Below are 14,020 nucleotides of genomic sequence, written 5' to 3'. Positions count from 1 at the left end.
GGCGGAACAGGCGGCGAGGCGGGCGGCTGGGTCTGGGCGGTGTCGTCTGTCGGTGCCACGGGACAAGTCTCGCTCACTGCGGCGGCTCCTCCGCCGCCCGGCCCTGCGGCCGGGGAGCGGGCGGCGCGGGTGACGTGGTCCGCCTGTTGGCGGAACCCGCGGCGCTCAGCGCTTGTCCGGAGGCACGCCGACCGCCGAGCAGACCCCCCGCCAGACGTCCTTGGCCTCCCAGCCCGCGGCCAGCGCTTCGTGCACCGTGCGTCCTCCGAGCTCGGCCATGTGGTGATCCCGCGCAAAGGAATCGGCGTACGTCTCGCCGAAGTGTTCTGCCATCCGTTCCCAGAAAATCGTCAACCGCATGCCTTCAGTATCCCGCTCCTGAGAGTGGGGCCGGGCGGGAGGGCCCTGTCGAGGGTGCTTTTCCCTCTACGGTCGGTCCATGGCTGGAACCGGACCAACCCCTCTCGCCCGCGCCGAGCAGTTCATCTGGCTCACCGCACGCGTCCTCGAACAGCGGCGGTTCGCCCACCTCTTCCTCTCAGGAGGCGCGGACATCGTCGAGACCGCGCTCACCGCCTACCGGAACGAGGACGGCGGCTACGGTCACGCGCTCGAACCCGATCTCCGGGGGCCGGTGAGCCAACCGCTGCACACCGCTCACGCGCTGAGCGTTCTCGACTCGATCGGCCGCTGCGGTGGTCTGCGCGTGGAGCGGATCTGCCGCTATCTGACGGATGTGTCGACCAAGGAAGGCGCCCTGCCCGCGCTCCGTCCGTCCCAACGGGGCTACCCCGCCGCCCCGTTCATCCCCGTGGTCGACGACCCGCCCGCCGAACTTCTGGCGACGGGCCCGGTGGTCGGACTGCTGCACCGCAACCAGGTGTGGCACGCCTGGCTGTTCAGGGCCACCGACTTCTGCTGGGCCGCCGTCGACGCACTGGAACACTCCCATCCGTACGAGATCGAGGCCGCGGTCGCCTTCCTGGACGGCGTCCCGGACCGGGCGCGTGCCGAGACGGCGGCCGACCGGCTCGGGGAACTGGTGCGCGATCAGCGGCTGGTCGTGACCGATCCGCGACGCCGGGCGGAGTACCCGGTGGCCCCCGGCTACGCCCAGGGGGAGCACCACTTCCCCTACGACTACGCCCGCACGCCCGGGTCGCTCGCCCGCCGCTGGTTCAGCGACGGCGAGCTGGAGAGCTCCCTGGACCATCTGGCGGCCGAGCAGCAGGAGGACGGCGGCTGGCCGGTCAACTGGCGTCAGTGGGCTCCCGGAACGGCCCTGGAGGGCCGCCCGATCGTCACGCTCAGGGCGTTGCAGACCCTCCGTGCGTACGGCCGCGGCCTCCGCTGATCCGTGCCGCTCAGGACACGGCGCGCACGACGGCGGTGACCACGACGGCAGCTCCGACGACGACCAGGAAAGGGGCCCGCAGGACGAGGGCGAGGGCTGCCGCCGCGAGCCCGGCCGCCCGGGCGTCCAGCACCAGGTGCTGCCCGTCCCCGAACGTCTGCTGGGCGGTCAGCGCCGCCAGCAGGGCGACCGGCAGGAGCGCCGCCATGCGCTGCACGAGGGGGCGTTCCAGGACTCCGGCGGGGACCAGCAGCCCCAGGAGCTTGGCGAGGTAGCAGCCGACGGCGGTGAGCCCGATGGCGATCCAGATGTTCATCGGCCCTCCCCGGGCGTCGCGTCCTCGGTGACGGTCCTGTCGGTGGTGCGGCCCTTGAGGAAGAGGACGACGGGTGCGGCCAGGGCCGACACGAGGACAGGCGCGCCCGCCGGCAGCACTGACAGGAGTCCCAGCACCAGCAGGACGGCGAGCCCCGCCGTGACGCGCTCCGTGGTGCTTCTCAGCATCGGGGCGAGCAGGGCGAGGAACACGGCGGGGCTGGCCGCGTCCAGGCCCCAGACGTCGGTGTCGCCGAGCGCCTCGGCTCCGAGCGCGCCGATGAACGTGGTCAGGTTCCAGAGGGCGTAGAGGGTGAGCCCGGTGACGGTGAAGCCGATGCGTGCGGCGCGCCGGGTGGGCTGGGGCAGGGTGACGGCGGTCGTCTCGTCGATGACCCATTGGGCGGCGAGGGGCCGCAGCGCGCGCGGCAGGGCCAGGAGCTGCGACAGCCGCAGTCCGTAGAAGGCGTTGCGGATGCCCAGGAAGAACGCTCCGGCCGCGGCGGTGTAGGGGTTGCCGCCGGCGGCGAGGGCTCCGACGAGCGCGAACTGGGAGGCGCCGGTGAAGACGAGGAGGCTCAGCGCGCACGTCTGGAGGAGGGTGAGTCCGGAGCCTGCCGAGGTCACGCCGAAGGCGAAGCCGGAGAGACCCACGGCTATGCCCACGCCGAGCGCGTCCCGGACGACTGCCGCGTCCGGCTTCTCCGCGGCCGGGGCCCGGGTGTCCGGGCCGGCCGTGGTCCGAGGGGGCGCTGGAGGGGGTGCTGTCTGTTCTGCCACGTCCGGAACGCTACGGGGGCTGATCCCCGCCGGTCTTGTACGTTCTTGCGCGCTCACGCCGGTACGCGCCCGGAGGCACCCCGACGATCCGGGTGAAGTGACGGTTGAGGTGGGGCTGGTCGGTGAAGCCCACGGCGACGGCAGCCTCGGCGGGAGCGGTCCCCGTGTCGAGCAGGCGGCGTGCACGGCGCACGCGGGCATCGGTCAGCCAGGTGTGCGGGGGCATTCCGTACTGCTTCTTGAAGGCCCGCAGCAGCGCGAACGGGCTGGTGCCCAGGTCCGCGGCGAGCGCTTCGAGGGTGGGCGGCCGCTCCATCCGTTCCTCCAGCAGGGCGCGTGCGCGGGCGGCGTCACGGGCGCCGGCGACATGGGACACCCTGGCGGGCATCGCGCTGCCGTGGCGGTCGACCAGCTGGGCGACCAGGAGGCGCAGGACGCTGTCGGCGGCCAGGGCGTTGCCCTCTTCGGCCGCCCGGTGGACCTCGGTGATCAGCCGGGCTGCGCGCGGGTCCGTCACCCCTGTCTCGGCGAAGCCGACCGTGCCGCGCGTGTTCATCAGTTCGGCCGCGATGTCGTTGATCACCTGGGAGGACGGATAGAGCGTGGCGTACGCCCACCCTTCCGGCACTCCGGCGCGTGCGGTGTGCGGAACCTCAGGGTTGATCATGAGCACGGTCCCGGGGCCGGCGTGCACGGTGCCGCCGGGAAGGCCGACGTCCTCGACGCCGCTGGTGACCGTGGCGAAGACGTAGCCCTCGTGGCTGTGGCGCGGAAAGGTGTGGCGGACGTACCGGGCGCGCAGCAGGTCGAGGTCGGGCAGTTCGGCGTGCTGCCAGTGCCTCGCCCATTCCTGTGTCGTGTTCACCTCCACCATGTCGCAATTCTCGCAGGTCCGGGCCCATGCCGACGCTCGCGGAGGTGAGCGCCGGGCCTGTCCACCGGCCGTTGTCGGTGGCGGGGTGCACGATGGGGGGCATGGCCGGTTCCGCACTCGATTCCTTCTCGCCCGCGACCCGTGGCTGGTTCGCGGGCGCCTTCGACGCGCCCACCCCGGCGCAGGAGGGCGCCTGGCGGGCCATCGCCGAGGGCTCGGACGTGCTGGTCGTCGCGCCGACGGGATCGGGCAAGACTCTCGCCGCCTTCCTCGCCTCCCTCGACCGGCTGGCCGCCGCCCCGCCGCCCGCCGAGGCGAAGAAGCGCTGCCGTGTGCTCTACGTGTCGCCGATGAAGGCCCTCGCGGTGGACGTGGAGCGGAATCTGCGCTCGCCGCTGACCGGGATCCGTCAGGAATCGGTCCGGCTGGGGCTGCCCGAGCCGGAGGTGCGGGTGGGGATCCGCTCCGGCGACACCCCTCCGGCCGAGCGCCGCTCGATGGCGACGAAGCCGCCGGACATCATGATCACCACACCCGAATCGCTGTTCCTGATGCTCACCTCCTCGGCGCGCGACGCGCTGGCCGGGGTCGAGACGGTGATCGTCGACGAGGTGCACGCCGTCGCGGGCACCAAGCGCGGCGCCCATCTGGCCTTGTCCCTGGAGCGTCTCGACCAGGTGCTGCCGAGCCCCGCGCGCCGTATCGGGCTGTCGGCGACGGTCCGGCCGGTCGACGAGGTCGCACGGTTCCTGTCACCTCAGCGGAAGGTGGAGATCGTCCAGCCGCCGTCCGCCAAGGAGTTCGACCTCTCCGTCGTGGTTCCGGTCGAGGACCTGGGCGAGCTGAGCGGCTCCCCCGCCACGGGCGACGAGGGCGGCCAGGCCGAGAAGCCGTCGATCTGGCCCCATGTCGAGGAGCGGATCGCCGATCTCGTCCAGTCCCACCGCTCGACGATCGTCTTCGCCAACTCACGACGGCTGGCCGAGCGCCTGTGCAACCGGCTGAACGAGATCGCCTACGAGCGTGCGACCGGTGCCGTGTCCGAGGAGGGGGCGGAGGCCGGCGGCCCCCTGCCCGAGGCCCACTCCCCCGCCGAGGTCATGGCCCAGTCCGGGGCCGCGAAGGGCGCACCGGCCGTCCTCGCCCGGGCGCACCACGGCTCGGTTTCCAGGGAGCAGCGCTCCCAGGTGGAGGAGGACCTCAAGGCGGGCCGGCTGCCGGCCGTGGTAGCCACCTCCAGCCTGGAGCTGGGCATCGACATGGGGGCGGTCGATCTGGTGATCCAGGTCGAGTCGCCGCCGTCGGTGGCCTCGGGTCTGCAGCGGGTGGGCCGCGCCGGGCACCAGGTCGGTGCCGTGTCCACCGGTGTGGTCTTCCCCAAGTACCGCGGCGACCTGGTGCAGGCGGCCGTGGTCACCGAGCGGATGCGTACGGGGGCCATCGAGGCCCTGCGGATCCCGTCCAACCCCCTGGACGTGCTCGCCCAGCAGATCGTCGCGACGGTGGCCCTCGACAGCTGGCAGGCCGACGACCTGCTCGCGCTGGCCCGGCGGGCGGCTCCCTTCGCCTCCCTGCCCGAGTCCGCGTTCACCGCCGTGCTCGACATGCTCGCCGGCCGCTATCCGTCCGACGCGTTCGCCGAGCTGCGCCCCCGGGTCGTGTGGGACCGCGTCACCGGTACGGTCACGGGCCGCCCCGGAGCCCAGCGGCTCGCCGTCACCTCGGGCGGCACCATTCCCGACCGCGGGCTCTTCGGCGTCTTCCTGGCGGGCGCGGACCCGAAGAAGGGCGGCGGGCGGGTCGGCGAGCTGGACGAGGAGATGGTCTACGAGTCCCGGGTCGGCGACGTCTTCACCCTGGGCACCACGTCGTGGCGGATCGAGGACATCACCAGGGACCGCGTCCTGGTCTCGCCCGCCCCCGGGGTCCCGGGCAGACTGCCCTTCTGGAAGGGCGACCAACTGGGCCGCCCGCTGGAACTGGGCCGCGCCCTGGGCGCGTTCCTCAGGGAGATCGGCGCGCTGTCCGACGAGGACGCGCGGCTGCGGCTGCTCGCCGCCGGGCTCGACGCCTGGGCGGCGGACAACATCCTGTCGTACCTCGACGAGCAGCGCCGCGCCTGCGGCCACGTCCCCGACGACCGCACGGTTCTGGTCGAGCGGTTCCGGGACGAACTCGGCGACTGGCGGATCGTGGTGCACTCGCCGTTCGGCGCCCAGGTGCACGCACCGTGGGCACTCGCCCTGTCCGCACGGCTCGGCGAGCGGTACGGCATGGACGCACAGGTCATGCACGCGGACGACGGCATCGTGCTCCGGCTGCCGGACGCCGATCTCATGGGCCTCGACCTCCTCGACTTCGACCCGGTCCAGGCGGATGCGGGACGTGGCGGGAGCGACGGGCACGGCGACGCCGGACGGGTCTCTCCCGCTGCGGGATTCGACAGCGACCAGCCCCCGGTGGCGGCGACCGACGTGGTGTTCGACAAGGGCGAGATCAGCCAGGTCGTCACCGAACAGGTCGGCGGATCGGCTCTGTTCGCCTCCCGCTTCCGTGAATGCGCGGCCCGCGCGCTGCTGTTGCCCCGGCGCAGTCCGGGGAAGCGCACCCCCTTGTGGCAGCAGCGCCAGCGCGCGTCCCAGCTGCTTCAGGTCGCCTCCGAGTTCGGCTCGTTCCCGATCGTCCTCGAAGCCGTCCGCGAGTGCCTCCAGGACGTCTTCGACGTTCCTGGCCTCACCGAGCTGATGGGCGACCTGGAGGCGCGCCGTGTCCGCCTGGTCGAGGTGACCACGCCCGAGCCGTCCCCGTTCGCCCGCTCGCTCCTCTTCGGCTATGTCGCGCAGTTCCTGTACGAGGGCGACTCACCGCTCGCCGAGAGGCGTGCGGCAGCCCTTTCGCTCGACTCCCATCTCCTGGCCGAGCTGCTCGGCCAGGCGGAGCTGCGCGAGCTGCTCGACGCCGATGTCCTGGGCGAACTGGAGCGGGAGCTGCAGTGGCTGACCGACGACCGGAAGATCAAGGACGTCGAGGGGGTGGCGGATCTGCTGCGCGTCCTCGGCCCGCTGACCGACGCGGAGCTGGCCGAGCGCGGTGCGGAGCCCGCGTGGGCACCGGAGCTGGAGACCTCGCGGCGCGCCCTCCGGGTCCGCATCGGCGGCGCCCCTCACTGGGCGGCCGTCGAGGACGCGGGCCGGCTGCGCGACGCCCTCGGCACCGCCCTCCCCGTGGGCGTCCCCGAGGCGTTCACCGAGCCGGTCAAGGACCCCCTCGGCGACCTGCTCGCCCGGTACGCCCGTACGCACGGCCCGTTCACCAGCACCCGGGCGGCACACCGCTTCGGCCTCGGAACCGCCGTCACGGACGGGGCACTGCAACGGCTCGCCGCGTCGGGCCGCGTCGTCCAGGGCGAGTTCCACCCCGCGGGCATCGGCCAGGAGTGGTGCGATGCCACGGTCCTGCGACGGCTCCGCCGCCGTTCGCTCGCCGCGCTCCGCCAGGAGCTCGAGCCGGTTCCGCCCGCGGCGCTGGCCGGCTTCCTCCCCCAGTGGCAGCACGTGGGCGACAGCAGCCTGCGCGGTATCGACGGACTGGCCCGCGCCATCGAGCAGTTGCAGGGCGCTCCGGTCCCCGCGTCCGCCCTGGAGAAGCTGATCCTGCCGAGCCGCGTCATGGGCTACACCCCGGCCATGCTCGACGAGCTCACGACGACCGGCGAGGTCGTCTGGGCGGGCGCGGGCGCCCTCCCCGGGAAGGACGGCTGGCTCTCCGTCCACCTGGCCGACAGCGCGCCGCTGCTTCTGCCCCCGCCCCACCCGCTGGAGCTGACCGCGCTGCACGAGTCGGTCCTCACCGTCCTCTCCGGCGGGTACGGGCTCTTCTTCCGGCAGATCGCCGACCAGGTCCGCGCCACCACCCACCCGGACTGCACCGACCCCCAGCTGGCCGACACGCTCTGGGACCTGGTCTGGTCGGGCCGGCTGACCAACGACACGCTGGCCCCGCTGCGTTCGCTCCTCGGCTCGGGACGCACCGCCGGCTCCACCGCACACCGCGCGCGACGCAATGTGCCGCGCGGGCGTTACGGGTCGCTGACCGCGGCGGCCAGGCCGGCCTCCAGGACCGGCCCGCCGACCGTGTCGGGACGCTGGTCGCTCCTGCCTCCCGCGGAGCCCGAGCCGACCCATCGCGCTCACGCCCTGGCCCGCACGCTGCTCGACCGCCACGGCGTCGTCACCCGTGGCGCGGTGCAGGCGGAGGGCGTCGAGGGCGGGTTCTCCGCGATCTACCGCATCCTCGCCGCGTTCGAGGACAGCGGGCAGGCCCGCCGCGGTTACGTCGTCGAGGGGCTGGGGGCCGCGCAGTTCGCGATGGACGGTGCCGTGGACCGGCTGAGAGCCGTCTCCACGGCGCGTGACCGCGCCGACCCGGGCTCCGTGCCGCGTGCCCTGGTCCTCGCCGCGGCCGATCCCGCCAACGCGTACGGCGCCGCCCTGCCCTGGCCCGAGTCGCCTGACGGCGCCGGACACAAACCAGGGCGCAAGGCCGGGTCGCTCGTGGTCCTCGTGGACGGCGAGCTGACGCTCTACATGGAGCGCGGCGGCAAATCCCTCCTCGCGTGGCCCACCGATCCCTCCGACCCCGCGCTCCGCGCAGCGGCCGAGGCACTCGCGTCGGCCGCCCGTGCGGGGACCCTCGGCACGGTCACGGTGGAACGCACCAACGGCGTGTCCTCGCTGACCTCCCCGCTGGGCCGGACCCTGGAGGCCGCCGGCTTCCTCGCCACACCCCGGGGGCTGCGCCTGCGCGCCTGAGCCACGGCCACGGGACACGGCGGCAGCGCGCGGGACACGGCCACCCACGGCACCGTCCGCGCATCATGGAGCCATGCCTGAAGGTGACACCGTCCTGCAGACCGCCCGGCGTCTCGACGCAGCACTGGCCGACCAGGTGCTGACGGGCTTCGACCTGCGTGTCCCCCGGTTCGCCACGGCCGACCTGACCGGCCGCACCGTGCTGGGCGTCACCGCGCGCGGCAAGCACCTGCTCACCCGTTTCCAGGGCGGCCTCACCCTCCACAGCCATCTGCGCATGGAGGGTGCCTGGCGCGTGTACGGACACGGCGAGCGCTGGAGGGGCGGTCCCTCCCATCAGATCCGCGCCGTCCTCGCCACCGCGGAGCGCACCGCCGTCGGCTACCGGCTACCGGTCCTGGAACTCCTCCGCACCGAGGACGAGGAACAGGCGGTCGGGCACCTCGGCCCCGATCTCCTGGGGCCGGACTGGGATCCGGACACCGCTCTGCGCAATCTGCTCGCCGACCCCGGGCGCCGCGTCGGCGACGCGCTCCTGGACCAGCGCAATCTGGCGGGAATCGGCAATGTCTACATGTGCGAGCTCTGCTTCATGGCCCGTGCGACGCCCTGGCTGCCGGTGGGAGAGCTGCCCCTGCCCCTCACCACCCGCCTGGTCAGCACGGCCAAGCAACTCCTGGAAGCCAATCGCGATCGTCCGATGCGGACCACCACGCGAGCGACCGCGGCCCGGTCCAGGAGCCGCGTGAGGGAACGGCTCTTCGTCTACGGGCGAGCGGGCCGCCCCTGTCTGCGGTGTGCCACCCCGATCCGTGTGGCGGACCGGGACAACCGCCCCACCTACTGGTGTCCGCGCTGCCAGTCGGGGCCCACCGCCTGAGATCCACACAGTCCGACGACCAGTACGACGGCCGGCACGGCTGTCGTGGCGACATCGACGGAACGGCTCATCGAGGGAGCCGGCCGGATATCTCTGTCGGGCCCGTTCCCTCTGTCCGGTCCGCGCCGAACCCCTCGGCGGCCTTCTCGGGACGCGCCACGGCTGCCACATGGACCGGCAGGAGACTCAGCCCCCATCCTCCTGCCGCCACCGCGCCCTCGACCACTCCGGCGTGCTCCGGCTTCAGGAGCAGCCGCAGCACGGCCCACCACCAGGCACCACCGAGGACGAGCGCCGGCACCCATCGCCGCACCATGGCTGCCTCCTCCGGCCGACGCTAGTACGGCACGATCGCCCGACGGGAGGGCGCACCGGTGCACGACCGGCGTGCGAGGCGCGAGCCGAGGGGCGGTGCGCGCTCTCCTGGAGCCGCTGTCGGGGGGAGCGGGACCGGGCTCCCTCCCGCAGTTTCCCCCGGGTCGGCCCCGGCTGCATCCCGCGAGCCCGGACATGCCGGTGCCCCCGGGACCGGAATCCTCGGGGGCACGCCGGTGGCAGGACGTCTCACTTGTCGTCGGTGAGCGAGTCCTTCACACCCTTGGCACGGTCACCGGTCTCGCCCAAGGCGCCCTCCGCCTTGGCCTTGGCCTGGTCGGCCTTGCCCTCGGCCTCCTTGCGGCGGTCTCCGGTGAGCTTGCCGGTCGTCTCCTTGGCCTTGCCCTTGAGCTTGTCCATGGCCTTCTTGTCCGTCACGGCGATTCCTTCCTCGAGTGCGAAGTTCGGTTCGGTCGCGGTTTCAGGCGCTCTCGGCCTGGAACATCCACGCGTGCTTCTCAAGATCCGCGGTGAGCGTGATGAGGATGTCCTGGCTCACGGGGTCCGGTTCGTCGGTCGCCTCGATCCGCTCCCGCATGCGGTCGATGACCACGCGAAGGGCGTCCACGAGGACACGTACCGCGTCCACGTCCTTGATCCAGCCGTCGGGCACGACATCGATCGCCGTGGTCTTCGCGAGCGTCTTGGACCGGCCGTCCGGGTTGACTCCCACCGCGGAGGCCCTCTCCGCGACGGTGTCCGAGTGCTGTCGTGCCGTGTCGACGACCTCGTCGAGCTGGAGGTGCACGGAGCGGAAGCGGGGACCGACCACGTTCCAGTGGACCTGCTTGGCCACCAGGGAGAGGTCGACCAGGTCGACCAGCGCGCCTTGCAGCGCGTCTCCCACGACCTTGCGGTCGGCATCGGAAAGAGCGCTCTTCACGACAGACATGCACTTCTCCGTTCAGATAGCTGTTCGGCCTACCACCTGGCCTGCCACCTGTCCACAATGTCACATATGTGGTGAAACCGGCATTCAGGTGGCTGATCCGGAGAATTGCCCTCCGGCCTCACTTGGCCGCATGCCCCGCGATCGGCTCCGCACACACCGCAAGGACACACACCCCAACGGCACACATCGCGGGGACGCACAGCACAGGAGCTCACACCGGGAGCAAGGCACGGATCCCGAAGGCACGGACGCCGCCCGTGCGCGCGGCCACGACACGCGAAAGCCCCGGCCGACCCCGTGAGGGGCCGCCGGGGCTTCGTTCACCACGAACCGTGCGGTCAGGCGGCGACGACATCCACCGCTTCCGCGGGCGCCTTGATGGTCACCCGTCCCGTGGGTACGCCGCCGACCGACGCAACGGAGACGGAATTGAGCATCGGGCGTACTGGCACAGGCACCGCATCACTGGCCGCTGCCGACTCGGCCAGCTCAGCCAGCGACAGTTCGTCGCTCACTTCACGCATGAGCTCGGACATCCGTACGTCCAGCGCGTCGCAAATGGCGGAGAGCAGTTCGGAGGATGCCTCCTTCTGCCCCCGCTCCACCTCGGAGAGATAGCCGAGCGAGACTCGGGCGGACGAGGAGACTTCGCGCAGAGTACGGCCTTGGCGCTGGCGCTGCCGACGCAGCACGTCACCAAGCAGGCGACGGAGCAGAATCATCGGTGGCTCCCTCCTCGGACCGCGTAGCCGCATCCTTCACGCCCCACCGTACCGCCTCGCGCTGCGGCCGTGCGGGGAGCGATGTCGTGTTCACTCAGGGCTGCAAACATCAATTCCCCCCGTTCTGTTCCGTATCCTGTGCCCTCGCATTTTCCCCGAGTTCGCCGGAGAGCAGCTCGAGCAGGCTCCGCACACTCTCCTTACGAATGTCCGCCCGCCCGCCGTTCAACCTCAGCTCGGCGACTTTCTGCACGTCGCCCGGCCCGGAAACGGCTATGAAGACGGTCCCCACGGGCTTGCCGTCCTGCGGCTCGGGGCCGGCGACACCGGTGGTCGCGATCCCCCAGTCCGCGCCCAGCACCCGGCGTACGCCGGCGGCCATGGAGCGGGCGACCGCGGGATCGACCGCGCCGCGCTCGGCCAGGAGCGCGCCGTCGACGCCCAGCACGTCCCGCTTGAGGGACGTGGCGTAGGTCGTGACGGACCCACGGAAGGTCTGCGAGGCCCCGGGTACGGAGGTGAGCTCGGCGGCCACCAGGCCCCCGGTGAGGGATTCTGCGACGGCGAGCGTCTCACCGCGCTCCTGGAGCCGCCGCAGCACCCGGGCCGCCCCGGATGTCACCGCTCGGCCTCCGCAGTCCCCCTGCCGCCCGCCACGCGCTCCCCGACGGGATCCACGAGCGGCTCGACGACGGGCTCCCCGCCCGCTCCCCCCGCGGCGTCCACGTCGTCGGCGGCGCACGCGCCGCCCACGCCACCCTCGGCCTCCGCGGCCGCAGCGACCGCTTCGAGGGCGGCGGCCTGCTCCGCCGCGAGTCCGTGACCGCGCAGCACGATGGCCTGACGCACGTAGTCGAGGCCGGTGACGACCGTCAGGACGACGGCCACCGCCATCACCCAGAAGCGCAGAGTCGCCAGGGGTCCCGTCAGTGCCAGGACGTACATGCCCACGGCGATGCCCTGGGCGAGGGTCTTCACCTTCCCGCCGCGGCTGGCCGGGATCACCGAGTGCCGGATGACCCAGAAGCGCATCAGCGTGATGCCGAGTTCACGGAAGAGGATCACACCGGTGACCCACCAGGGCAGGTCCCCGAGTGAAGACAGGCAGATCAGCGCCGCGCCCATGATCGCCTTGTCCGCGATCGGGTCGGCGATCTTCCCGAAGTCGGTGACCAGGTTGTAGGTGCGTGCCAGATGCCCGTCGAAGACATCGGTGATCATCGCGACGGCGAAGGCCGCCCAGGCGAACGAACGCCAGACCGGGTCGTAGCCGCCGTCGTGCAGGAGCAGCATGACGAAGCCCGGGACCAGCAGCAGGCGCACCATCGTGAGGATGTTCGCGATGTTCCACAGGCCGGCCTGGTTGACGGCCGCCGCGCCCAGCTTGCCGCCGCGGGGAACCGGCGTCGCGCCGGAGCCGCCTGCCGCGGATGCCGGGGCTCCCGTCATCTGGCTGCCTCCGCAAGCTCGTGGTGTTCGGCCACGAGGTCCACTCCCTCGGTGCCCACTGCCTTCGCTTCGACCATACGGCCCGGCACGAGCCCTTCGCGTGCGGTGAAGATGACCTGGCCGTCCGTTTCGGGCGCCTGGTGGGCGGCTCGGCCCACCGCCACGGGGCCGTCCTCGTCGGACTCCACGGACTCGACGAGGACCTGGAGGGTCTCACCGACCCGCTCCTCGGCACGCTGCGAGGTCAGCTCCTCGGCGAGCTGCGAGATGTGCGCGAGGCGCTCCGCGATGACGTCGGCGTCCAGCTTGTTCTCGTAGCCGACGGCCTCGGTGCCCTCCTCGTCGGAGTAGCCGAAGACCCCGATCGCGTCGAGGCGCGCACCGGTGAGGAAGCGCTCGAGCTCGGCCAGGTCGGCCTCCGTCTCACCGGGGAATCCCACGATGAAGTTCGACCGGGCACCGGCCTGCGGAGCCTTGCCCCGAATGGTGTCCAGCAGTTCGAGGAAACGGTCCGTATCGCCGAACCGCCGCATCGCGCGCAGGACCCCGGGGGCGGAGTGCTGGAAGGAGAGGTCGAAGTACGGGGCGACCTTCGGCGTCGAGGTGAGCACGTCGATCAGCCCCGGCCTCATCTCCGCGGGCTGCAGGTAGCTGACGCGGATCCGCTCGATCCCGTCGACGTCGGCGAGCTCGGGCAGCAGGGTCTCCAGGAGCCTGATGTCCCCGAGGTCCTTGCCGTACGAGGTGTTGTTCTCGGAGACGAGCATGACCTCCTTGACGCCCTGCTCGGCGAGCCAGCGGGTCTCCTGGAGGACGTCGGAGGGGCGCCGCGAGATGAACGAGCCGCGGAAGGAGGGGATGGCGCAGAACGAGCAGCGCCGGTCACAGCCCGAGGCGAGCTTCACGGAGGCGACCGGGCTGGTGCCCAGCCTGCGGCGCAGCGGTGCCCGCGGTCCCGAGACCGGTGCGACACCTTCCGGCAGGTCCGCCGGCGCCGGCGCGATCTCCTGGGCGTGCCCCGGCAGTGCGACGGCGGCGTCCTGCCGCTCGGCCGGGCTGATCGGCAGCAGCTTGCGGCGGTCGCGCGGGGTGTGGGAGGCGTGGATGCCGCCGTTGAGGATGGTCTGCAGGCGGTCGGAGATGTCGGCGTAGTCGTCGAATCCGAGGACTCCGTCCGCCTCCGGCAGGGCCTCGGCAAGATCCTTGCCGTAGCGCTCGGCCATGCAGCCGACGGCGACGACGGCCTGGGTTCTGCCGTGATCCTTCAGATCGTTGGCTTCGAGCAGGGCGTCGACGGAGTCCTTCTTGGCGGCTTCGACGAATCCACAGGTGTTGACGACGGCGACATCCGCGTCCGTGGCGTTCTCGACGAGCTCCCAGCCGTCCGCTGCCAAGCGGCCTGCGAGCTCCTCCGAGTCCACCTCGTTACGGGCGCAGCCAAGAGTGACAAGGGCGACGGTACGGCGTTCGGGCATGGGCTCAAGACTACTTTGTCCCGGCGCCCGCCCTACCGTGCAGGGTTCACCGCTACGCGGAGTGACCGAAGCTCCGGTGGATCATGGGGAAAG

The 14,020-nt window shown here is 72.1% G+C and carries 14 protein-coding genes; 3 read left to right on the top strand and 11 right to left on the bottom strand.

Going from position 1 to position 14,020, the window contains the following annotated elements:
* Positions 1 to 165 precede the first annotated feature (165 nt).
* Positions 166 to 360, bottom strand: coding sequence for a DUF3046 domain-containing protein (locus tag ACFC51_RS29045; RefSeq protein ID WP_376376465.1), 195 nt, complete (start codon positions 358 to 360; stop codon positions 166 to 168).
* Positions 361 to 439: 79 nt separating this feature from the next.
* On the opposite strand from ACFC51_RS29045, the gene ACFC51_RS29040 reads away from it, so the two are divergent.
* A complete protein-coding gene (locus ACFC51_RS29040; protein WP_376531667.1) occupies positions 440 to 1,354 on the top strand; it encodes a hypothetical protein in 915 nt (304 codons plus the stop codon).
* A 10-nt stretch (positions 1,355 to 1,364) separates the two neighbouring features.
* Here ACFC51_RS29040 and ACFC51_RS29035 read toward each other — a convergent pair whose 3' ends face one another.
* From ACFC51_RS29035 to ACFC51_RS29025, 3 genes are read right to left on the bottom strand one after another with little or no spacing between them, the layout of a single operon-like run.
* Positions 1,365 to 1,670, bottom strand: a complete 306-nt coding sequence (locus ACFC51_RS29035; protein ID WP_376376469.1) for an AzlD domain-containing protein — start codon at positions 1,668 to 1,670, stop codon at positions 1,365 to 1,367.
* The gene (locus tag ACFC51_RS29030; RefSeq protein ID WP_376376471.1) at positions 1,667 to 2,449 is read right to left on the bottom strand and encodes an AzlC family ABC transporter permease; all 783 of its coding nucleotides are present in this window, start codon (positions 2,447 to 2,449) and stop codon (positions 1,667 to 1,669) included. Before ACFC51_RS29030 ends, ACFC51_RS29035 begins: the two co-directional genes overlap by 4 nt.
* 10 nt (positions 2,450 to 2,459) lie before the next feature.
* A complete protein-coding gene (locus ACFC51_RS29025; protein WP_376376473.1) occupies positions 2,460 to 3,323 on the bottom strand; it encodes an AraC family transcriptional regulator in 864 nt (287 codons plus the stop codon).
* Positions 3,324 to 3,424: 101 nt separating this feature from the next.
* Here ACFC51_RS29025 and ACFC51_RS29020 point away from each other — a divergent pair, with 101 nt between their 5' ends.
* Both ACFC51_RS29020 and ACFC51_RS29015 read left to right on the top strand, forming a co-directional pair.
* Positions 3,425 to 8,134 carry a DEAD/DEAH box helicase gene (locus ACFC51_RS29020; RefSeq protein WP_376376474.1) on the top strand — a complete coding sequence of 1,570 codons (4,710 nt, stop codon included), beginning with the start codon at positions 3,425 to 3,427 and terminating at the stop codon, positions 8,132 to 8,134.
* A gap of 73 nt (positions 8,135 to 8,207) precedes the next feature.
* Positions 8,208 to 9,014 carry an Fpg/Nei family DNA glycosylase gene (locus ACFC51_RS29015; protein WP_376376476.1) on the top strand — a complete coding sequence of 269 codons (807 nt, stop codon included), beginning with the start codon at positions 8,208 to 8,210 and terminating at the stop codon, positions 9,012 to 9,014.
* Between the two features lie 67 nt (positions 9,015 to 9,081).
* On the opposite strand, the gene ACFC51_RS29010 is transcribed toward ACFC51_RS29015, so the two are convergent.
* From ACFC51_RS29010 to rimO, 7 genes are all read right to left on the bottom strand, one after another.
* Positions 9,082 to 9,330, bottom strand: coding sequence for a hypothetical protein (locus tag ACFC51_RS29010; RefSeq protein WP_376376478.1), 249 nt, complete (start codon positions 9,328 to 9,330; stop codon positions 9,082 to 9,084).
* 248 nt (positions 9,331 to 9,578) lie between these two features.
* The gene (locus tag ACFC51_RS29005) at positions 9,579 to 9,767 is read right to left on the bottom strand and encodes a CsbD family protein (RefSeq protein WP_376376480.1); all 189 of its coding nucleotides are present in this window, start codon (positions 9,765 to 9,767) and stop codon (positions 9,579 to 9,581) included.
* A gap of 43 nt (positions 9,768 to 9,810) precedes the next feature.
* Positions 9,811 to 10,281: a Dps family protein gene (locus tag ACFC51_RS29000; RefSeq protein WP_376376482.1), complete on the bottom strand. Its 471-nt coding sequence runs from the start codon at positions 10,279 to 10,281 to the stop codon at positions 9,811 to 9,813.
* 338 nt (positions 10,282 to 10,619) lie between these two features.
* Positions 10,620 to 11,003 (bottom strand): helix-turn-helix domain-containing protein, encoded by a 384-nt coding sequence (locus tag ACFC51_RS28995; RefSeq protein ID WP_376376483.1) that lies wholly within the window; start codon positions 11,001 to 11,003, stop codon positions 10,620 to 10,622.
* 109 nt (positions 11,004 to 11,112) lie between these two features.
* Positions 11,113 to 11,625, bottom strand: a complete 513-nt coding sequence (locus ACFC51_RS28990; protein ID WP_376376484.1) for a CinA family protein — start codon at positions 11,623 to 11,625, stop codon at positions 11,113 to 11,115.
* Positions 11,622 to 12,452 (bottom strand): CDP-diacylglycerol--glycerol-3-phosphate 3-phosphatidyltransferase, encoded by an 831-nt coding sequence (gene pgsA, locus ACFC51_RS28985; protein ID WP_376376486.1) that lies wholly within the window; start codon positions 12,450 to 12,452, stop codon positions 11,622 to 11,624. The genes ACFC51_RS28990 and pgsA overlap by 4 nt, the downstream gene beginning before the upstream one ends.
* Positions 12,449 to 13,927 (bottom strand): 30S ribosomal protein S12 methylthiotransferase RimO, encoded by a 1,479-nt coding sequence (gene rimO, locus ACFC51_RS28980; RefSeq protein ID WP_376376488.1) that lies wholly within the window; start codon positions 13,925 to 13,927, stop codon positions 12,449 to 12,451. Before rimO ends, pgsA begins: the two co-directional genes overlap by 4 nt.
* Between the last annotated feature and the right edge of the window lie 93 nt (positions 13,928 to 14,020).

This window comes from Streptomyces sp. NPDC055962, from assembly GCF_042270185.1.
Classification (GTDB): Bacteria; Actinomycetota; Actinomycetes; order Streptomycetales; family Streptomycetaceae; genus Streptomyces.
Note: the sequence above shows the minus strand (reverse complement) of the source record. Positions and strands in the feature narration are given on the sequence as shown.